General features: G+C 68.9%; 17 protein-coding genes. 4 read left to right on the forward strand and 13 right to left on the reverse strand.

Features of this window, described 5'->3' with window-relative positions:
• Window positions 1-7 precede the first annotated feature (7 nt).
• The 13 genes from F4554_RS17000 to F4554_RS17060 form a co-directional block, all read right to left on the reverse strand.
• Window positions 8-964: a phosphotransferase enzyme family protein gene (locus F4554_RS17000; protein WP_179788397.1), complete on the reverse strand. Its 957-nt coding sequence runs from the start codon at window positions 962-964 to the stop codon at window positions 8-10.
• The gene (locus F4554_RS17005) at window positions 961-2,457 is read right to left on the reverse strand and encodes a cobyric acid synthase (protein ID WP_179788399.1); all 1,497 of its coding nucleotides are present in this window, start codon (window positions 2,455-2,457) and stop codon (window positions 961-963) included. The genes F4554_RS17000 and F4554_RS17005 overlap by 4 nt, the downstream gene beginning before the upstream one ends.
• A complete protein-coding gene (locus F4554_RS17010; RefSeq protein ID WP_179788401.1) occupies window positions 2,454-3,368 on the reverse strand; it encodes a hypothetical protein in 915 nt (304 codons plus the stop codon). The genes F4554_RS17005 and F4554_RS17010 overlap by 4 nt, the downstream gene beginning before the upstream one ends.
• 191 nt (window positions 3,369-3,559) lie before the next feature.
• A complete protein-coding gene (locus F4554_RS17015; RefSeq protein WP_179788403.1) occupies window positions 3,560-4,072 on the reverse strand; it encodes a nucleoside deaminase in 513 nt (170 codons plus the stop codon).
• A gap of 54 nt (window positions 4,073-4,126) precedes the next feature.
• Window positions 4,127-4,687 carry a GrpB family protein gene (locus F4554_RS17020; protein WP_179788404.1) on the reverse strand — a complete coding sequence of 187 codons (561 nt, stop codon included), beginning with the start codon at window positions 4,685-4,687 and terminating at the stop codon, window positions 4,127-4,129.
• Window positions 4,688-4,703: 16 nt separating this feature from the next.
• Window positions 4,704-7,097, reverse strand: coding sequence for a beta-galactosidase (locus tag F4554_RS17025; protein WP_202889321.1), 2,394 nt, complete (start codon window positions 7,095-7,097; stop codon window positions 4,704-4,706).
• Window position 7,098: 1 nt separating this feature from the next.
• On the reverse strand, window positions 7,099-8,943 hold the full coding sequence (locus F4554_RS17030; protein ID WP_337796082.1) for a GH39 family glycosyl hydrolase: 1,845 nt from the start codon (window positions 8,941-8,943) through the stop codon (window positions 7,099-7,101).
• Window positions 8,944-8,994: 51 nt separating this feature from the next.
• Window positions 8,995-10,872, reverse strand: coding sequence for an ABC transporter ATP-binding protein (locus F4554_RS17035; RefSeq protein WP_179788406.1), 1,878 nt, complete (start codon window positions 10,870-10,872; stop codon window positions 8,995-8,997).
• Between the two features lies 1 nt (window position 10,873).
• Window positions 10,874-11,815, reverse strand: a complete 942-nt coding sequence (locus tag F4554_RS17040) for an ABC transporter permease (RefSeq protein ID WP_179788408.1) — start codon at window positions 11,813-11,815, stop codon at window positions 10,874-10,876.
• On the reverse strand, window positions 11,812-12,801 hold the full coding sequence (locus F4554_RS17045; RefSeq protein ID WP_179788410.1) for an ABC transporter permease: 990 nt from the start codon (window positions 12,799-12,801) through the stop codon (window positions 11,812-11,814). The genes F4554_RS17040 and F4554_RS17045 overlap by 4 nt, the downstream gene beginning before the upstream one ends.
• A gap of 43 nt (window positions 12,802-12,844) precedes the next feature.
• Window positions 12,845-14,518: an ABC transporter substrate-binding protein gene (locus F4554_RS17050; protein WP_179788411.1), complete on the reverse strand. Its 1,674-nt coding sequence runs from the start codon at window positions 14,516-14,518 to the stop codon at window positions 12,845-12,847.
• A 184-nt stretch (window positions 14,519-14,702) separates the two neighbouring features.
• Window positions 14,703-15,722, reverse strand: coding sequence for a LacI family DNA-binding transcriptional regulator (locus tag F4554_RS17055; RefSeq protein WP_179788413.1), 1,020 nt, complete (start codon window positions 15,720-15,722; stop codon window positions 14,703-14,705).
• A gap of 149 nt (window positions 15,723-15,871) precedes the next feature.
• Window positions 15,872-16,405: an NUDIX hydrolase gene (locus tag F4554_RS17060; protein ID WP_179788415.1), complete on the reverse strand. Its 534-nt coding sequence runs from the start codon at window positions 16,403-16,405 to the stop codon at window positions 15,872-15,874.
• Window positions 16,406-16,494: 89 nt separating this feature from the next.
• Between F4554_RS17060 and F4554_RS17065 the strand changes: the two genes are divergently transcribed.
• The 4 genes from F4554_RS17065 (at window position 16,495) to F4554_RS17080 (ending at window position 20,940) form a co-directional block, all read left to right on the forward strand.
• Entirely contained in the window at window positions 16,495-17,328 is an 834-nt protein-coding gene (locus F4554_RS17065; RefSeq protein WP_179788417.1) for an endonuclease/exonuclease/phosphatase family protein, read from the forward strand.
• An 80-nt stretch (window positions 17,329-17,408) separates the two neighbouring features.
• Entirely contained in the window at window positions 17,409-17,861 is a 453-nt protein-coding gene (locus F4554_RS17070; RefSeq protein ID WP_179788418.1) for an NUDIX domain-containing protein, read from the forward strand.
• A 107-nt stretch (window positions 17,862-17,968) separates the two neighbouring features.
• Window positions 17,969-19,801, forward strand: coding sequence for a transketolase (locus F4554_RS17075; protein ID WP_179788420.1), 1,833 nt, complete (start codon window positions 17,969-17,971; stop codon window positions 19,799-19,801).
• Window positions 19,802-19,914: 113 nt separating this feature from the next.
• Window positions 19,915-20,940 carry an alcohol dehydrogenase gene (locus tag F4554_RS17080; protein ID WP_179788422.1) on the forward strand — a complete coding sequence of 342 codons (1,026 nt, stop codon included), beginning with the start codon at window positions 19,915-19,917 and terminating at the stop codon, window positions 20,938-20,940.
• Window positions 20,941-21,018 lie beyond the last annotated feature (78 nt).

Below are 21,018 nucleotides of genomic sequence, written 5' to 3' on the forward strand. Positions count from 1 at the left end.
GGCGAGTTCACCGGAGCGCGGTCGCGGCTCCCGACGGGTCGATTCCGGTGCCGGCCAGGCAGGAATCGATGGCGGCAGCGTCGAACTGCCCGGTTCCCATCCCGCCGAGGAGATGCCAGGCCACCAGGACAAGCCGGAAGGCGCGCCGGAGTGGGGCGAGTGCCGCTTCTTCCGCGTCACTCAACGGCCACCCCTGGCGACGCGCCTCGTCCACATAGCCGGGGAGGAGCGTCGGTGCCCGGTAGCAACGCGCACTGACGAGTTCGTACGGCCGGCTGCCCAGGTGGGCGACCGCGAAGTCGATGACGCCGACGAACCGGTCCCCGTCGTAGTGCACGTTCTGCTCGGCCAGGAAGTCCCCGTGGATCACGGTGGTCGGCAGTTCCGCCGTGCCGAGTGCGGCGAGTTCGTCAGTGACCGAAGTGGCAGCCACCTTCGCCCACTCGGCCAGCCGCGGATGCCGGGCGGAGATCTCGTCGAGTCCGGCGTCCCAGTCGACCGGGGTCATGACCGGGAGCCCAGGGTTCAGTGGTCGCCACCCGACTCGTTGCCCGAGACGCTCGCCGAGTGGTCGCAACGCGACGTGGAGCCGGGCCAGGTCGGCGCCTCGTTGGCGCTGCTGTTGCGGAGTTTCCTGCGCCCGGGCTCGCCCCGGAACGTATCGGGTGAGGCAGTACCAGCGACCGTCATGTTCGACCGGCGAGCCCAACGGCTCCGAGACGCACCAGCCCTGCCCAGCCAGAAACGTCAGGATCGTGTTCTCGTAGCGCAGATCCTCAGCGGTCGCTCCGGCGTGATAGCGACGAAGGACACAACGCTCCCCCGATCGCGGCCACACGTGCCAGTTCGCGTTGCCGTCCGCGCCGTGGTTGGCCGGGATCGCCTGGACTTCCGCACCTGTCAATCCCAGCTTGTCAAGGACATCTTGCGGTGCGCCTGGCACCGGTGCGGCCGGGGTCGTCATGCCAGCGAACCCTTCACCACCGGAAGGTTCGCGGGCGATCCGTCCTCGACCAGCCGCACGATGGCGTCCAGGTCGAGGTGTTCCTCCACAGCGTCGGCGAGGTCGTCGATTCGTCGTTCGCGCGCCGCGGTGAAGCTGACCTCCCCCGGCACAACCTCCAGGCCGAGCACGGACGCGACCTCACTCAGCCAGGCACGGCGGAACGCGTCCCCTTCCAGGCTGCCGTGCCACATGGTCCCGAACACCGAGCCGCGGCGAGCACCGCCGAGGAACGGTTCGTCGGCGCCGAGCAGGACCCGGCCATGGTGGATCTCGTAACCGCCGGTCGGTGCGCCGAGCGCCTCGCCGGTCGGCGACCGGAGCACCTTGTCGGGCCTGAAGTCGGTACGTACGTCGAGCAGGCCGAGCCCTTCGGCACACGCACCGGCCGGCCCCTCGACGCCGTCGGGGTCGCGCACCTCGCGGCCGAGCATCTGGAATCCTCCGCAGATGCCCAGCACCACCCCACCGCGGGCGGCATGGGCGACGATCGCCTCGGCCAGCCCTCGCTGCCGCAGCCAGGCCAGGTCGGAGAGCGTGGCCCGCGTGCCCGGGAGCACCACGACGTCCGGCGAACCCATCCCTCGCGCGTCGTGCACGAACTCCACGTCCAGGCCGGGCTCCAGGCACAACGCGTCGACGTCGGTGAAGTTGCTGATCCGCGGCAGGATCACCACCGCGACCCGCAACCGCTGACCAGCGGCCGTGACGTCCGGACGAGGGCGGGACTCCAGCGCGAGGGCGTCCTCGGAGTCCAGCCACAGTCCCTGCTGCCAGGGCAGTACGCCGAGCACCGGTCGCCCGGTCAGCTCCTCCAGGCTGTCCAGCCCTGGCCGCAGCAGTCCGACGTCGCCGCGGAACTTGTTCACCACGAACCCGCACATCAGCGCCTGGTCGTCCGGCTCCAGCAGAGCCAAGGTGCCGTACATCGACGCGAACACCCCGCCCCGGTCGATGTCGCCCACCAGGATCGTCGGGACGCGGCCGTGCCGGGCGAGCCCCATGTTCACGTAGTCGAACCGGCGCAGGTTGATCTCCGCCGGGCTGCCGGCGCCCTCGCACACCACGACGTCGTAGCGCGTCCGCAGGTCGTCGAACGCGTCGAAGGCAGCCCGGGCCAGCGCACCTCTCCCACCGAGGAAGTCCGACGCGTCCAGAGTGCCGTACGGCTGGCCCATCACCACCACGTGGCTCCGCAGATCACTGCCGGGCTTGAGGAGTACGGGGTTCATGGCCGCCTCCGGCTCGGCGCCGGCGGCCACCGCCTGCACCCACTGAGCGCGGCCGATCTCCGCGCCCCCGGCGGTGACCATCGAGTTGTTGGACATGTTCTGCGCCTTGAACGGCGCTACCTGGTAACCCCGCCGGCGCAACGCCCGGCACAGAGCCGTGGTGACGACGGTCTTGCCCGCGTCGGACGTCGTACCTGCCACAAGGAGGCCCCTGCCTGTCACCCGCCGAGGATGTCATGCCGACGAGGCGGGCGTGACGTGAGGACCCGATCGCCGGCCTCGGTCTCCGGTTCGGGATCGGGTTCGGCCCAGACCTCCGCGACCTTCTGCGTGATCCAGTAGAACGTGAACCCGGCGATCACGATGGACTCCTCCACGAAGACCCAGTGCTCCATGGCGCCCCGCTTCCCTGCGATCCAGACGGTCGCCATGGCGAGCAGCGCGAGCGCGAGGATCCCCCAGTACCAGACGCGCTTCCCTCCTTGACGACCAAGATGCAAGCCCGAGTTGACGATGACGATGATCAGCCCCACGAACAACACCAGGGCGGACCAGCCGTGCCCCATCCGCAGGAAGGTGGCCCGCTCAGCGAGGAAGCAGACCACCAACAGCACGTACCCGATCGTGAGCACGTGGAGCGCGATCCTCGCGTGCCGGTCACCCGCGTGCGCCAGGACCCCACGCGTCGTACCCAGGATCGGTGCGAGGTAGGCGACCACCAGGCCCAGACCGCCGACGAACAGCACCGCCGCCACGTTCGCCGCGATCGTCGAGGACGGGATGTCGCAGAAGGCGCGGTGCGGATCACACTCGGCCTCGCCGCGGCTGGTGGGTACGAACGCCACCAGGAACGCCAGGAAACCCGCCGCGTTCAGCGTCACGTCCTCGAACCCGGTGCGTCCGGGATAGATGATCAGGCACGAGCCCAGCGAACACAGGCAGGCGATGAACACCGCGTGCGCGGGCGTGTAGTAGTAGGCGCTGACCGAGTCCAGCAGCGAGCCGTACCGCAGCCACTCCAGGGTGATGGCGGCTGCCAGCAGCAACACCAGCAGGACCATTCCGAGCCGAAGGTAGAGATCGGTACGCCGTACCAGCTGACGAGCGCCGGTGGCGGTGGGATCGGTTGTCATCTCGCACACCCCCTCGGGGCCGCGCACGCCACTCAGCGGCGGCCCCACCTGCCCGCGAGGATGAGCGTGCGGCAGGCGACCGTCAAGAGGTGTGCCGGGCGACGGAACCGAGCTTTCCCGGACCGTTAGCACCGCGTGCCGAAACCGAGATGTGCCGCCCGACGGGTCCTCCGGGCGGAGCGCGCCGGAACCTACTTGTCCGCCACGCCCAGCAGCCGGGCGTGCAGGCCGCGCACCTCGTCGGCGAGTTCGGGATCGGGGCCGGCGACCTGGATTCCCGGCGCGACGGTGGTGATCGGCAGCGGCGCGACGGGTGCCGGCGCCGCACCCCAACTCTTTCGCCAGCCGACCAGTTGCTCCGAACTCGTGGCGTAGACGATCCGGCCCAGGCCCACCCAGGCATGGGCGGCGCTGCACATCGGGCAGTGCTCGCCGGAGGTGTAGACCACACTGTCGCGCCGCTGCGCGGGTGAGAGGTTCGACGCCGCCCACCGGGCGATCTCGAACTCCGGATGGCGGGTTTCGTCGCCGTCCTTGACGCGGTTGCGGTCGGCGAACCGAACGGTTCCCTGATCGTCGACGAGCACGGAACCGAACGGCTCGTCACCGTCGTCCAGTGCCTCCCGCGCGAGGTCGACGCAGCGCCGCAGGTGGCCGCGGTCCGCGGCGGTGAGTCCGGCGTCGTCGTGGTGTCCAGGCTCCATGCCCGGCAGGCTAGCAGCGACTCGCGACGTGGAGTCCTGGCCGGCGAACTCCTGTCACCGGGGTAGCTCCTCGTGGGACGGAACCTGGTTGCCGGCGATGGATGCCCGCTCCGCATCGGTCAGCCCCGCCGCCGCCAGGATCCTCTGCACCATGTCGGTCTTCAGCCGGCCGTACTCGTCGATGTCGGCGGCGAGCGCACCGGCCTGCCGCTTGACCGCGGAGTACTCCTCCCGCAGCGCCGCGTCCGACCGGAGCACGTCGCGCAGGGCCAGGTGGTTGCGCAGGGACAGGCAGCCGTCCACGATCACGTAGGTGTGGGTGCCGGTCAGTCGATCCGGGGTCCTGAACGCCCACCGCTGCGGGATCCCCAGCTCCCCCAGCGGCACGAACCCCAGCGACACCAGGACCTCGCTCGCCGCCGCGACATGCGCCTCGTCGACGACGATGTCGCAGTCGATGACCGGCTTGGCCGCGAGTCCGGGCACCGACGTGCTGCCGACGTGCTCGATGGCGACGAACGGAACCCCGGCCGCCGCCATCGCGGCTTCGTACTCGTCCCGCAGCGCCCGGAAGCGCTCGGGCCAGGCGGGGTCGTACTCCTCGACGATGATCACCCGCCCACTGTAGGAGTTAACCCAGCGCGACGACCTGTCCTGCTGCCTTCGGAGCGTCCGGCCAGGTGTGGGGATCCTTGCCGTGGAACCGGACCGCGTCGCCGGCGCCGGTACGCCGGACCAGCAGGGCGCCGTCCCTGACGCCGGCGAGTTCGCAGGTGGACCAGGCCAGGACGCCGTCGTCGGTGCGTACGTTCAGCGGCAGCATCCGCCCGGAGCGGGCCGGAAGGTGAACCCGCGCGCCGTCGAACAGCGGGCCCGTCCCGTCGCGTACGACGATCTCCTGGTCCACCGGCCCGACGTTGATCAGGTGCAGCAGACGCTGGTCGTGTTCGTCCACGGTGGACGTCACCGCGATCCCGGGTGCGGTCGCGTCGTGGGTGTACCGCGGCCTGACACCAAGGCGCGCCAGCAGCGCGGTCCAGAAATCCAGGTCGCAGGTGTAGTCGCAGGCCAGCACCAACGCGTGCCCGCGACCCGGGCGCACCTCCACCGCGACAGGGTTGCCGGTCGCGACGTCGCGGGTGAACACCTCGGCGTCGCCCTGTGGCGCCAGGTGCTGCATGACGCCGACCCGGACCTCCGCGTGCGCCGTGGTCCAGGCCTGGGCGAGGACGGAGGGAAACACGCGTTCGTTCCCGGTGACGATCTCACCCCCGGTCACGCCGAGCGCGTCGCCGAGGATCGTGCAGGCGGTCCCGTCGGTGTCGCGGCTCGGCAGCATTCCGGCCAGTAGCAGACGCCCACCCGCGAGCACGAAGTCCGCGAGCCGCTGCTGGACGGAGGCGGCGAGCGTCGACGCGCTCGCCAGCACGATCGCCCGGCCGGCGGCGGGATCGGTGTCAAGGTCGGCTTGCAGGTCGACGGCGGGGAAGGAGAAACCCGCCAGCAGCATCGCCCGGGCGACGACGTCCCGCGAACCCATGCCGCGGAAGTGCTCCAGTTCGGCGACGACTTCCCGGCGGGCGTCGTCGCCGGGGTGGCAGTACTCCGTGAGGTAGTGATCGGGCACGAACCCGAGCGCCAGGCCGTCGTACTCCTCGTCCATGTCGGCGAGCAGGTGAGCGGCTCCGCGCACCGCGGTCACGGTCTCGCGCAGCACCGGGTACGACGCGTTGGGCACGCCCTCCGGCCCGATCGGCGCGGTGAACCCGTGCCGCTCACCGGTGAACGCGATCCGGTCGTTGCCGTCCCCGACGGACTCCTCCAGCGGCGGGTTGTGGCCGCCGGCGAAGAGGTAGTAGTTGACCAGCCGGTTGGCCTGGGCGACACACAGCCGGGTCTTCAGCGCCAGCGCCTCCGGCGGAACCTGCCGGCTGAGATCCTCGCCGTAGTCGCCGAGCCCGGCCTCGAACTCCAGCGAGGTCAGCGGCTGGTCCTCGTCGTGCACGGCCGCCATGAAGGCGTTCATGACGTAGAGGTCGGCGACGTTCTCCACGGTCAGGTCGCCGAGGTAGTGGTCCGACCCGGACGTCAACCCCGGCTTGCCCCGGTAGGAGGGGTATAGCTGACTGATCCCGATCGGGTACGTCCGGCCACGCCCGCCGCCGGTGCCGTGGATGTTGATCAGGAACGGTACGTCGGTGAGACCGTGCGACTCCGCACCCGCGCGCAGGTGCGTGACGTAGCGGTCGTAGCGGTCGCGGTGGTATTCCGACAGGTCGTGGTGCAGAGCGAGCGAACCCGGTGCCGGCGAGCGCACACCGTCTCGCCATGCCCGCTCGTCGCCCGGGTCCAGTCCGTAGCGGGTCCGGACCCCGTCGCTCCCCCAGTGCTTCACCGACCAGACGGCGAAGTCCGACAGCGTCTGGTCGGTGAGCTCCGGGGTGTTGCTGACCCAGGACAGCATGCCGATCTCGTTGTCCAGCTGGACCGCGGCGACCGGGCCGCCACGGCTCACCTGGCGTTCGGCGAGGATCGGCATGATCTCGGCGTACCAGCGATCGACCTCCGCGAGGAACCCGGCCGCGAGATAGTCGACCGTCCGGGTCGTGCCGGGCCTGCCGTCCCAGCCGAACGGAAGGATCTCCGGGTGCTCGCGGTAGACGCGGTACGGAATGCCCTCGTTCTTCAGCTCGGCCATCACGAACGGGCCGGGCCGGGCGATCACCAGCAGACCACGCTCGGCCGCCAGGTCCAGAAAGCCAACCAGGTCACGGTATTCGCTGGTGTGCCCGCGCAGGTCGATGTCACCGTCGGGGCGTTCGTGCACCAGCCACGGCATGTAGCTCGCCACCGCCGTGCAACCGGCCTCCGTCAGCCGGTCCAGGCGGTCGGCCCAGTCGCGGCGGTGCAGCCGGAAGTAGTGCACCTCGCCGGCGAACACCAGCTCGGGTTTGCCGTTCACCAGCAACCTGCGCCGGCTCAGCCGGACGCTCTCCACTGCCGTCCCGTCAGTCAGGTCAGCCATCTCACACCTCGATCAGGGCAGCGCCGGGCTGCGGCAGGTCGAACTCGAGCACCAGTACGCCGTCCTCGAAATGCCCGGCCACCTTCTCCGGTGTCAGCGTGTCGACCGCGGCGAGCTGCCCCCACTGGGTGTCCGTGGGCCAGTCCTGTACGCCGAGCCGTTCGGCCTGCACCGAGATGTCGCCGTGCTCGCGGTCCAGCCGGGTCAGGGTGGCCGGACGTACGCCGTTGGCACCGGCCCCGCTGTCGAGTCCGGACAACTCCAGCCGGACCCGTCGGTCGAGCCCGGCGCCGCCGTTTGCCTTGGACTGGTCCAGGGTGTGGTTCCACACCAGGACCACCACCGAGCCGTCGGCCCGCCGGCTGACCCAGCTCTGCACCAGGCCGCCGGCACCGTCGCCGTCCACCGTGGCGGGAAGTTCGGTGTCGCCGAGCCGGGACAGCAGGTGCAGCGCGTGGTAGCGGGACTTCGCGAGGCCGCCGACCGTGAGCAGTCCGAAGCCGCCGTGCAGCAACCGGGGCGGCCTGCCGAGCTCCTCGAAGTGGTCCGAGGCGACCCAGTACGACAGCGCGTCCAGCCGTCCGGCGGACGAGCGCATCCCCTGCAGCAGGAACATCGCCGACGACGCCGAGTCGTTCACCGGGTTGAAGTGGGTCGGTGTGACGCCCCACTCGGTCCAGAGGATCTTCGCGTCCGATCGGCCGAACCGCGCCAGCGTCGGGCGCAGGTCGAGCGGCGGGCTGCCGTAGGTGTGGGTCGAGACGAAGTCCAGCGGCGCGCCGGACTCGGCGACGTGTGCCAGGAGTTCGTCCACCCAGCCCGCGGCTGCCGAGGAGGGTCCACCGACCACAAGCTGCGGGTCGACGGCCTTCACGGCGAACGCCGTCACGTCGTACAGGTGCATCCACTCCTGCCGGGTACCGGACCAGAAGACCTCGAGGTTGGCTTCGTTCCACACCTCGAACTCCCACCGGCGGACCTCGTCGATGCCGTACCGGTCGACCAGGTGGTTCGTGAGGGCGTGCACCAGGTCACCCCAGCGCTGCCAGTCCTTCGGCGGGGAGATGATGGCGCCGTACTCGAACACCGTCTTGTCCGGGTCGCTCGCCAGGTCGCGGGGCATGAAGCCGATCTCCACCACCGGACGCAGGCCGATCCCCAGGATCGCGTCGTAGACCTCGTCGACCTCGGAGAAGTCGTACACCGGCTCACCGTCGACCTCGCGGTAGACGCCCAGGTCGTCGTGCAGGATGGCGTGCGCGCGAACCGACGTCACCCCGATCTCCTCGGCCACCCGGCGCAGGGCGGCGAACAGCTCGGTGCCGATCTCCCGGCCACCGGAGGTGTCGGTGCACAGCAGCTGGCTGAGCCGCTCGCTGCCGATCATCGGCTGCCACGGCCTGTGCAGCGGGAATCCGCCGGCAGCTACGTCGGTGGCCAGCGTGACCGTGGGCCCCGCGCCGCCCGGCACCTCGGAGGAGGCAGCGATTCCGGCGCCGAGCTCACCGGCCGTGGTGACCTCCGGAACCGACGCGACCGCGTAGTGGTAGGTCCGGCCGGGTTCACCGGTGGTGTCGACGTACCACGTGTCGGGCACGGAGAGCACGTCGCCGCCCAGGTGGTCGACCGGACTGAACGGACCCTCCGCCGTGTCGGCGCGGTGTACGAGGTAGCCGACGGCTCCTTCGACGGGCTGCCAGCGCAGGGTCACCTGGCCGATGCCCGGCTCGGCCACCAGCCCTGCGGGCGGAGGCAGCTGGGGAGGCTCGGTCGCACGACTGCTGTCCGAACGGGTGGCGATCCGCGCCTCCCAGTCGGCACGGGCGTCGGCCATGGGCTTGGTCACGTCAATTGCTCCTTGCTGCCACGCTTGAATGAGTTGCCACGCTTGACCGAACTACTTCGTGGGGGCGGACCGGGTGTCCGGCGACGGGATCGCCTCCAGCAGCCGCCTCGTGTAGGCGTCCTTGGGGTTGCGGATGACCTCCAGCGACGGCCCGGACTCCACCACCCGGCCATGGTTGAGGACGATGACCTCGTCGGAGAGCATCCGGGCGCTCAGCAGGTCGTGGGTGATGTAGAGGATGCCGACGTTGCTGTCGTGGACGAGCTTGTTCAGCAACTCGAGGATCTCGGCCCGGATCGACACGTCCAGGCTGGAGACCGGCTCGTCGGCGACGATCAGCTCGGGTTGCACCGCGAGCGCCCGGGCGATCACCACCCGCTGGCGCTGACCTCCGGACAGTTCGTACGCGAAGCGGTTGATGTAGCGCTCCGGCGGGTTGAGGGCCACGGTCTCGAGTAGTTCGAGGACCCGCTCGCGGGCCGCTTTGCCCTTGATTCCGTGGTAGTTCGCCAGCGGCCGGCTGAGGACGTAGCCCAGCGTCTTGGCCGGGTTGAGCGAGGAGTACGGGTCCTGGAAGACCATCTGCACGTGGCTGCGGTAGTCGCGCAGGTGCCTGCCGCGGAACGCGGCCACCTCCTGGGCTCCCCCGTCACCGTGGAAGACGATCCGCCCGGCCGTGGGAGTGTCGACGCCGGTGATCATCGAGGCGAGAGTGGACTTTCCGCTTCCGCTCTGGCCGACGAGCGCGGCGACCTCACCGCGGCGCAGCTCGAACGACACGTCCTGGACGGCCTGTACCCGGTGCACCTTCAGGCCGCGCCGGCGCTCGAACACCTTCGAGACGTTCTCGACCGACAGCAGCACCTCACCACGCAGAGCCGCCTTCGACTCCTCCGAGGTCTTGACGAACTGCGGGCCGGCGAAGGTGCGTGTCGGTTCACCGACCTCCTCCGCCCCGTGCCCGCCGAGGCGTTGCAGCGCGGCCACGTGGCAGGCGGCCCGCGCCGAGCCGATCCGGAACAGCGGCGGGTCGTCGGTCACGCAGCGGTCGATCCGCTCGGGACACCGCGGGGCGAAGTTGCACCCGACCGGCCGCTGGCTGAGGTCCGGCGGGCGCCCGGGGACGTAGGTGATCTGCACCGTCTCCGCGCGCGGGTCGCCGTAGGAGCCCAGCAGCCCTTTGGAATAGGGGTGCACGGGATCACGGAGGATCGAGTCCGCTCTCTGTTCCTCGACGATCCGGCCGGCGTACATGACCAGCATCCGGTCCGACAGGCTGAGGACGGTGCCGATGTCGTGGCTGATGAACAGCACCGCGAATCCCTGCTCACGTTGGAGCCGGCGTACGTTCTCCAGGATCTCGTGCTGGACCACGACGTCCAGGCCGGTGGTCGGCTCGTCCAACAGGACGAACCTCGGCTCGATCGCGAGTGCCATGGCCAGGTTGACACGTTGCTTCATCCCGCCGGAAAGCTCGTGCGGGTAGGCGTTGACGAACTTCGGGTCGATGATGACCATCTCGAAGAGTTCGCGGACCCGCCTGGTGACCGCCTCACCACGAAGCTTCGTGTGATATTCGATGACGTCGCGGAACTGCGCCTCGACGCGGGTGACCGGGTTGAGGGAGTTCATCGACGACTGGAAGACCGTGGAGACGTCCCGCCACCGGGTCGGCCGGAGCTCGTCCTGCGCCAGGTGGGTGATGTCGGTGCCGTTGAAGAGAATCTTCCCGTCGGAGATCCGTCCCGGCCGTTCCAGCAACCGCAGGAGAGCCATGCCCAGGGTCGTCTTGCCACTCCCCGACTCACCGATCAGGCCGACGAACTCACCGTCCCTGATCGAGAACGACACGTCCTGGACTGCCGTCAACGGTTGGCTGCGCTTCGGCTCGTAGCGGACCGACAGGTTCTGCATGTCGAGCAGGGGCATGTCAGTCCTCCCTCAGGTGGGGGTTGCTGAGCAGGTCGACGCCGAAGTTGACGAAGCACATCGCGGTGATGAGGATCGCCAGCAACAGGCCGGGTGCGAAGACCCAGATGAACAGCCCCTGTGCGATCGCGCCCTGGGCGTTGCTCTGGTAGAGCATCGTTCCCCACGACACCTGGTTGTTGTCCCCGAGACCGAGAACCGCGAGCCCCGCTTCGGCTCCGATGGCGCCGGTCGCCGCGCCGACGAAGCTCGCCGCGACCAGCGACGTCATGTTCGGCATGATCTCGCGGAAGACGATCCGCAACGTTCCTTCACCGGAGAACTTCGCGGCGGTGACGAAGTCGCGGTTTCGCAACGTGATGATCTGCGCCCGTTTGGCCCGGGCGGCACCGGCCCACGACGTGATCGCGATGACGAAGATGATCAGGGTCACGCCGCGCGTCGAGGAATACGCGACGAGGGTGATGATCAGCGGCAGCACCGGGATGACGAGAGCGACGTTGGTGACGAACGTCAGCACGTCGTCCAGCCACGTTCCCTCGGCATATCCGGAGATCATGCCGATGATCAGGGCGATCCCCGTGGCCAGCAGTCCTCCGAACAGCCCCACGATCAGCGAGACCCGGGTGCCGAAGATGAGCTGGGAGGCGACGTCCTGGCCGTTGGTGGTGGTGCCGAGCCAGTTCGTCCCGCTGGGCCCCATCAGCGGGGCGAACGAGGAGTCGGTCGGATCGTGCGGCGCGATCAACGGCGCGAACACCGCGATCAGGATGAAGATCCCGACCGTGATGACGCCGACGCGGGCCTTCTTGCTGCTCCAGATGACCGAGTACCACGCCTCGGGCCGCTCGGCGGAGGCCTCCTTGGCCGTGCCCTCGGGATCGACCTCGATGTTCTTCGCCTGGTCCGGAGCGCCGGGGGGAGTGAATCCCGATGTTGTCATCGTTCGGCCCTCCTGGCCCGCGGATCGAGAACTCCGTAGAGCAGGTCTGCGATGAGGTTGGCGATGAGGACGCCCGTCGTCGTCAGGAGCATCAGGGTCTGCAGCAGCGGATAGTCCTTGTTCGCCACCGCTTCACCCATCAGCCGGCCGAGTCCGGGATAGTCGAACGCCGTCTCCACCAGGATCGCCCCGCCGAGCAGACCACCGAGCGCGAGCGCGAACCCGGTGACGCTCGGCAGCAACGCGTTGCGCGCGGCGTACCGCAACGCGACGGTGCGGTCGGGCAGCCCCTTCGCCTTGGCCAGGCGGATGTAGTCCTCGCCGAGGTTCATGATCATCGTGTTGCGCATCCCGAGGATCCACCCGATCGGGGTGACGATCATCAACGCGACCGCCGGGAGGAACGCGTGCGACACCGCCTCGTCGATGAAGGCGAGGTTCCAGCCCGGGGTCGAGGACGAGTAGCCACCCGAGGTGGGGAACCAGCCCAGGGAGTACGCGAACACGTACAGCAGCAACAGGGCGATCCAGAAGGGCTGGAGCGTCCCTACGAACGTCGAACCCAGGGTGACGATCGAGTCGAACCTGGAGTTGCGCCGCCAGGCCGCGTAGGCGCCGAGGATCACGCCGACGACGAACGACAGGATCTGGGTGCACGCCACGAGGACGAGCGTCCACCACAGTCCCTGCCCGATGACGTCGGTGACCTTGTAGGGGAAGTACGTGTACGACAGACCGAAGTCCCCGTGGGCCAGGTGACCCAGGTACTCCCAGTACTGGCTCCACAGGGAACCGTGCGGGGTACCGAGCATCGCCCGCATCGCCCTGACCTGGGCCAGGTTGAGCTGTGCGTTCTTGCCCGCCAGCTTCTGGACCATGAGCTCCGCCGGATCCCCCGGCTGAAGCCGGGGGATCAGGAAGTTGAGCGTGACGACGGCCCAGAGTGTGAGCAGGAAGAAGCCGATCTTCCGTAGGAAGTACTTCATCCGCGCCTCACCCTCCGCATCACCAGCCTCGTGCGTGCGAGCACTACTTGGCCGGCCTGAGGTGGGTCATGATGAGCAGGATGGCGTCCTGCGGGTTGGCGTACGGGTCCTTCTCCGTCGGCCAGCCGACTGCCTTGTCGGTCCGGTAGATACCCCGGGCCGGGGCGTAGAGGATGGGCATGACCGGGTACTGCGTCATCATCGCCTTCGCCAGCACGCCGACCTGGGTCTTGACCGCGGCCGGGTCGGTGGAGCTCTGAAGGGTCTTCACGGCCTGGTTGACGGCCGGGTCGGAGAAGCGCTCGACATTGCCCTTGACCTCGCTCTTGGTCGGGAACTGGTCGCTCGCGAGGGTGGCGCCGAGACCGTTGGCGTAGTCACAGCCGGATCCGACGAAGTTGACCATCATGTCGAAGTTGCCGGTCTTCTTCTGCAGGTCCACCGAGTCCGGCGGCGACTTGATCTCCTTGACGTTCAGGCCGAGCTTCTTGAAGGACGCGGTGATCGAGTCGGCCATCGCCTCGTAGTCGATCCAGCCCGCCTGCACGGCGAACTTGATGGTCAGTGGCGAGCCGTCCTTGTTGGTACGAAGACCGCCCGCACCCTTCTTGTATCCCGCCTCGTCGAGGAGCTGTCCGGCCTTCGTGAGGTCGAACGGGAGCACGGTGTTCTCGGCGGTGTACGGCGTGGGGAGCATGGACTCCCGCAGCGGCATGACGAGCCCGGACTGGCTGGCCACGTGCATCATGTTGTAGGTCGCCTTGAGCGTGGCGTCCTGCTTGTTGATCGCGTAGGCCATCGCCTCGCGGAACTTCACGTCGTTGAACGGAGCCTTCTTGAGGTTCGGCGCCAGCGCGGTGACGCCGTTCGGCGCGTACCAGACGTGGTTGATCTTCGGGTTGGAGGCAACGAACGCCTTCCTCGGGTTGGGGATCTCACCGCTGTAGAAGTCCAGCTTTCCGGTGCGCAACTGGAGCAGTGCCTGGGTCGCGTCGGGCTGACCCTCCAGGACGAGCTTGGAGACCTTCACCTTGCTCGCCTGCCAGTAGTCACTGCGCCGCACGAGCACCAGCTGGCGGCCGTTGAAGCTGCCGACCTTGAAGGGGCCGGTCCCGTTCGGCTTCTTGTCGATGTACTTGGTGGGGTCACCGACATTGCCGTAGTGCTTCGCGGAAAGGATCTTCTGGCCGATGATCCACGGGAACTTCGGCGCCGCGGGCCCGCTGAACTGGAAGACGACCTTGTCGCCCTGGGCGGTCACCGAGGTAGCGTGTGCGCCGAACGTGTCGTTCCACACGCCCGCGAGGTCCATCGCGGGGTACTTCTTGGCGAGGTTGAAGGTGAACGCGACGTCCTTCGCCGAAAATGCGGAGCCGTCGGCGAACTTCACGCCCTTGCGGATCGTGAAGACGAGCTTGTCGGCGCTCTCCCACGAGTAGCTGGTCGCGAGCCAGGGAGCGACCTTGCAGTCGAGGGAGTTCTGCATCATCAGCGGCTCGTACAGCCAGGTCTGCGTCGCCGGCTTGGCCGAGTAGGGGTTGTAGTTGACGAGGCTCCCGACCGAGGCGTCGACCTCCGCCGGCAGGTTGAGCTGCGGGATCATCCCGCCGCCGCCGCTCCCGCCACCGGACGAGGTGTCCTTGGCGCTTCCAGCGCAGCCTGGCAGGAGCAACAGCGAGGCAGCCGCTCCGGTGACCAGTATCTTCCGCAACAACATGTACACCGCTCCTCATGAATGCCGGCGAACCCTCGGGTCCGGGCAGTCTCCGGTCTTGCCGATCACCTTTTTCCGTCAAACTGCGCCCCGCGGCAGCCGACACGACCCGGCCGGCCAGTAAAGTGGCCGCCGGTGCTACATCCGGTACTACGGAAAAGCTTCGAGAATCCGTCTTGCTTCGTGCCTACTTCGTGGCAGGGCTTTCCACGCCACAGCCGCAGCTGCCGCGTATGACGACCTGCGTTTCCAGTACACGATCCAGCGAGACGTCGAGATCTCCCTCGACGTGCCGCAACAGCTGACGCGCGGTCTCCGCACCGAGTTCACGCATGGGTTGATGAACGGTGGTGAGGCCCGACGCGGCGAGCCCCGCCATGGAGATGTCGTCGAACCCCGTCACCGCGAGGTCCTCCGGAACCCGCACCCCGCGATCCATGAGCGCGACCACGGCGCCCAGCGCGATTTCGTCGTTTGCACAGACGATCGCGTCCGGGAGTTCCTTTCGGTCGAGCAGCCGGCTCACGGCGATGAATCCGTGTGCCTGAGCGAGCCCGACGCGGATCGGTTCGCTCGGTGGTTCGACACCGAGTCGCCGATGTGCCTGCAGAAAACCCTGCCAGCGGTACGTCGCGTCGGAGGAGCCGTCGGGATTGCCGACGAACACCAGCCGTTCGTATCCGTGGTCGGACAACAGGTGCGTGGTGAGCCGCGCCATCGCCGCGAGGTTTTCCGTACGAACTGTCGGAACGCCGACCAGCGGACCGCCGGCGAGCAACACCACCCGCTCGCCCCGGTCGGTGAGCCGGCGGACCGCGTCCTCGGGAATGACGTCACCCATCACCGCGATGCCGTCGACCCGATCCGCCATGTCCAGAACCATGTCGACCGACTGGCGCAGGAAATGCGTGCCCATGATGTGCACACTCACCTGTGCATTGACGGCCTCTTCCTCGAAACCGTTGATGACGTCGGAGTAGTACGGTCCGGACAATCCCGGAAAGACGATTCCGAGGGCGCCGTGTCGCCGATTGACGAGAGCACGACCGAAATGGCTCGGGCGGAAGTTGTGCCTGTCAATCGCTTCCTGCACCCTCTGCCGAGTCGCGGGTGAAACCTGGCCGACCCCCCGCGCCACGCGGGACACGGTCGCGATGGAGACGCCCGCGTCTCGCGCGATCTCGTGCAGGGTCGACCCTTTGCCCATTGCGGTCCCGTCATCAGTGCAGCCGTTGCGGTAAACGTTTGCAGCAACGTGTCGAGAAGATTAACGAGATCACACGGACTTGCAACAGAGCCGTCCGGAACCGGACAGGGCGTTGACCGGAGTGTCACCCGGGCGTCACTGCACTTGTGCTACTTCCCGCCGAGGATGCCGAGATGGTCCAGCGCCCGGTAACCGCAGTCCTGGTCGGTGAGCTGTCCCCCACGGACGTGCGCAACGAACTCCGCCTCGCCGAGCAGGACGACCTCGGTGAACTCCTCGGGCCCCGGGTCGGGTTCGGCCACGGGGCGGCAGCCGTCCGCCACCAGGAAGTGGCGCTGGACCTGGAAGTTCGCGGCCAGCCACGTGGAACCGAGGTAGGTCGTGGACGCGGGCTCGTAACCCGTCTCCTCCAGCAGTTCCCGCACGCCCGCCTCGACGACGTCCTCGCCGGGCTCGACGTGGCCACCGGGGATCTCCAGCAGTGTTCGGCTCGGGCCGACGCGATACTGCCGCGCGGTGACGAACCGGCCGTCGGTCGTACGCGCCACCACGGCGACCGCGTGCCCTCCCGCCAGGACGTCCCAGTCCGAGCGGCGCCCGTCCGGGAGTACGTACGTCCTGCGTGCGATCTTCAGCCAGCCGTCGTACACCGGCCGCTGCGACTCCAGCACCCATTCGTCCATCCGGCAGAACCTACCGGCCGGCCGCGCCGCGGTGACCGATCCAGGAAGATGATCGTCCGCCAGGCGAGGGGTGCTGGTAGGACAGGACGATGATCTTGACGAGGTGGCGGGCACGGCGGGGCGCCTGGCTGACGTTCCTGCTCGCGGTGGTGTTCGCGGTCGCCGCTCCTGTCGCCAACGCGGCGACCACGACGACCTCGACGACCTCGCAGCGCGCACCGTCGTACGAGCTGCTGCAGATGAATCTCTGCCTGTCCGGGATCGCCGGCTGCTACGCGGGTACGCACTACCCCGCCGTCGTCGACGAGGCGATCGACAAGATCCGCACGAACGAACCGGACGTCGCCACCCTGGTCGAGACGTGCAGCGGGGACTCGCAGCGCATCGCCGACGAGACGGGCTACCACCTGGCGTTCGGCGCCGTGATCTACAAGGGTGCACAGTTGCCGTGCGTGAAGCCGACCGGCCGCGGCGTCTACGGCATCACCGTCCTCACCCGCCGGCCGATCGCCTCGGTGGACGACGCGCCGTACCAGGCGCAGAACGGCAACGAGCAGCGCCGCCGCGTCTGCGCCACCACCGTCGACGGGCAGACCGCCTGTGTCACCCACCTCGCCGTCCGCGACGCCGATCCCGCCGGTCCGAACTCCGCGGCGAACGACGGCCAGTGCGCGGAGTTCGGCGCGCTGCTGGCCGATTACGCGTCCACCGGCAGGCCCGTGATCGCCGCCGGCGACATGAACCGGCAGACCAGCTGCGCGCCGGTCGGCTTCTGGAGCCGCCGGGACAGCGCGGCTTCGCAGAGCCCCGGAATCCAGCATGCGTACGGCACGTACCGCTGGTTCCACAACCCGGTCGCCACCACCCCGCCGATGACCTACTCCGACCACGACGCTCTGCTGGTCACCTCCCTGTTCAGTTGAGCAGGAGCCTGGAGGAGCCAGTCGGAGCAGGCACGACGAACACCGGAAGGGCTTCCCGGCTCAGCGGGCGGGTGATCGTCGTGGACGACAGTGAGCGGGTTCTCCTGTTCGGCATGGACAACCCGGAGGGGCCGGGACGGCAGTGGATCACTCCGGGTGGTCGCCTCGAGCCGGGCGAGGCTCCCCGCGACGCCGCGGTTCGTGAGCTCGCGGAGGAGACCGGGCTCGTCGTCACAGCGGACGAGCTCGGCAGCCCGGTCGCGTATTTCGAGACGTCGTGGGACGCGCCGGACGGCGTTCTCTACGACGTGCGCGACGAGTTCTGGCTCCTCCGTACGACCTCGTTCACCCCGAACACGTCGGGCATGGTCGCCGGTGAGGAGGACGTACTGACGACGCACCGCTGGTGGCCGGTGGCGGAACTTTCACCCACCCCGGAAGACGTGATTCTGCCGGTGGGGCTGGGCGAGCTGACGGCGGGCCTTCTGGGCAACGGACCCCCGGACGAGCCCTGGCGGCTCCCCGGCGCGTAGGACGTCCCAGGAAGCAGGCATAGGCTGGCGGTCCTGCTTCGTACGGCGAACGCGTGCCGCGGCAGCGTCGCCGATGCGAAACGTCGTGTCGACGGAAGGTGTGTTTCATGACGGCCAGCGACCGGTTCACCGAACTCGGCCAGCAGCTAAGGGTCGACTCGGTCCGCGCCGCGGCGGCGGCCGGATCAGGACACCCCACATCGTCGATGTCGGCGGCCGACCTGATGGCGGTGCTGATCGACGGCGGCTACCTCGCCTGGAACGTCGACGACCTGAAGGACCCGGCGAACGACCACCTGATCTTCTCCAAGGGCCACGCGTCGCCGCTCTACTACTCGGTGCTGAAGGCCACCGGCGTCATCGACGACGCCGAGCTGCTGACGTTCCGCAAGTTCGGGAGCCGGCTGGAAGGTCACCCGACACCGAACATCCCGCCGACGGACGTGGCCACCGGTTCGCTCGGTCAGGGCCTTCCGATCGCCGTGGGCGTCGCGCTGGCCGGCCGCAGGCTCGACCGGTTGCCGTACCGCGTGTGGTGCCTGTGCGGCGACTCCGAGATGGCCGAGGGCTCCATCTGGGAGGCGTTCGAACACGCCGCCTTCAACGGGCTGGACAACCTGACCGCGATCATCGACGTCAACCGCCTCGGGCAGACCCGCGAGACGATGGTCGGCTGGGACCTCGACCGCTACAAGGCACGCGCGGAGGCGTTCGGCTGGCACGCGATCACCGTCGACGGCCATGACGTGACCGCTGTCAAGGCCGCCTACGACGAGGCCCTCGCCACCTCCGGGCGTCCGACCGTCATCATCGCCAGGACCAAGAAGGGCAGGGGCGTCAAGGCCGTCGAGGACCAGCCCGGCAAGCACGGCAAGCCGCTCGACGACCCGGAGGCCGCCATCGAGGAACTCGGCGGCGAACGCGACATCTCGGTGCGGCTTCGGCGGCCGGAGGACGCGAAGCCACACGTCTTCGACACCCCCGGCGGACAGCTGCCGTCCTGGGACGAGGGCGAGAAGGTGGCGACCCGCCAGGCGTACGGAGAGGCGCTGGCCGCTCTCGGCTCCATGCGTGGCGACGTCGTCGCGCTCGACGGCGAGGTCTCCAACTCCACGCATTCGGAGCTGTTCCGTGAGGCGCACGAGAACCGCTACTTCGAGATGTTCATCGCCGAGCAGCAGATGATCGCCGCGGCGGTCGGCCTGCAGGTGCGCGGCTGGGTGCCGTACGCCTCGTCGTTCGCGGCGTTCTTCTCGCGCGCGTACGACTTCGTGCGGATGGCCGCGATCTCGCGTGCCAACCTGCGACTGTCCGGCTCGCACGCCGGCGTCTCGATCGGTGAGGACGGCCCGTCGCAGATGGCGCTGGAGGACCTCGCGTCCTTCCGCGCGATCCACGGCTCGACCGTGCTGGCTCCCTCCGACGCCAACCAGACCGCCCAGCTCGTCGCCGCGATGGCCGACCGTGAGGGCATCTCCTTCCTGCGTACGCTGCGTGGCAAGACGACGGTGCGTACGCCCGCCGGCGAACAGGTCAGGATCGGCGGCTCGCGTGTCGTCCGCGAAGGAAACGCGGTGGCGATCGTCGCGTGCGGTGTCACCGTCGACGAGGCCGTCGAGGCCGCAGAGACGCTTGCGGGCGAGGGCATCGACGCACGCGTCGTCGACGCCTACTCCGTCAAGCCGATCGACGCTCGGACGATTCATACCGCGGCGCGTGAGTGCGGTCGCATCTTCACCGTGGAGGACCACTGGGCCGAGGGCGGACTCGGCGATGCCGTACTCGAAGCACTGGCGGAGACCGACCAGAGCCCGCCGGTGCACAAGCTCGCGGTGCGGAAGATGCCGGGTTCGGGTTCGCCGGAGGAGCTGCTGCACGAGGCCGGGATCGACGCTGACTGCATCGCCGCCGCCGTGCGCACCTACGCCGCCAACCGCTGAACTCCGACGAGCCGGGACGCGCCGAAGCGCCGGCGCGAGGGTGCGGGGTGCCGGTGTGACCCGGGGCTAGTCTGGCCGGGGACGGACGCCGACTTTGTTCTCCGGAGGAACGCATGAGTGCCTACCGTGTCGCGCAGGTCACCGAGCCGGGTGGCACCTTCGAACTGGTCGAGCGGGAGGTGCCGCGGCCGGGGCCGGGTCACGTGCGGATCGCCGTGGAGGCGTGCGGTGTCTGCCACAGTGACGCGATGTTCGTCAACGCCGGGGTCCCTGGCGTGTCGTTCCCCGTGGTGCCCGGGCACGAGATCGCCGGGCGGATCGAGGAGCTGGGCGACGGTGTGGCAGACCGCGGCTGGCAGGTCGGTGACCGGGTGGCGGTCGGCTGGTTCGGCGGCAGCTGCGGTCACTGCCGGTCCTGCCGGCGGGGCGACTTCATCGTGTGCGAGGCCCTGAAGGTCCCGGGCTGGGCGTACGACGGAGGGTTCGGCGAGAAGGTGGTCGCACCCGCCGACGCCCTGGCCCGGATCCCCGACGGGCTGGACGCGAGTGACGCGGGACCCATGGCCTGCGCGGGGGTGACGACGTACAACGGTCTTCGGCGTAGCTCCGCCCGGCCCGGTGATCTGGTCGCCGTCCTCGGGCTCGGTGGTCTCGGGCATCTCGGTGTGCAGTACGCCGTGGCGATGGGCTTCGAGACCGTCGGGATCGCCCGCGGGCCGGAGAAGGCCGAGTTCGCCGAACAGCTCGGCGCCCACCACTACGTCGACAGCACCTCCGGCACCCCGGTCGCCGAGGCACTGCAGGCGCTCGGCGGTGCCAAGGTGGTCCTGGCCACCGCCGGCAACTCAGCGGCCATCACCGCGACGGTGGACGGCCTGGCACCGCGCGGGGAGCTGGTGGCCATCGGGGCCGATCCGGAGCCGCTGGGCATCAGCCCGGTGCAGCTGCTGATGGGCGCCCGCGTCGTCCGGGGACACCCGTCCGGCACTTCGCAGGACGTGGAGGACTCGATGGCGTTCAGCGTTCTGCACGGCATCCGCCCGATGACGGAGAAGGTCCCGCTGGACCGCGCAGGCGAGGCATACCAGAAGATGCTCGCCGGGAAGGCCCGCTTCCGGATGGTGCTCACGCCGAGCTGACGACCCGGCCGTCGACGCCGTGCTGGACAGGGCGTTCTGTGGATGACCCCGCCGCGGGTGACGTCCACAGAAACGGGG

The sequence above is a fragment of the Actinopolymorpha rutila genome (genome assembly GCF_013407855.1).
Lineage (GTDB): Bacteria > Actinomycetota > Actinomycetes > Propionibacteriales > Actinopolymorphaceae > Actinopolymorpha > Actinopolymorpha rutila.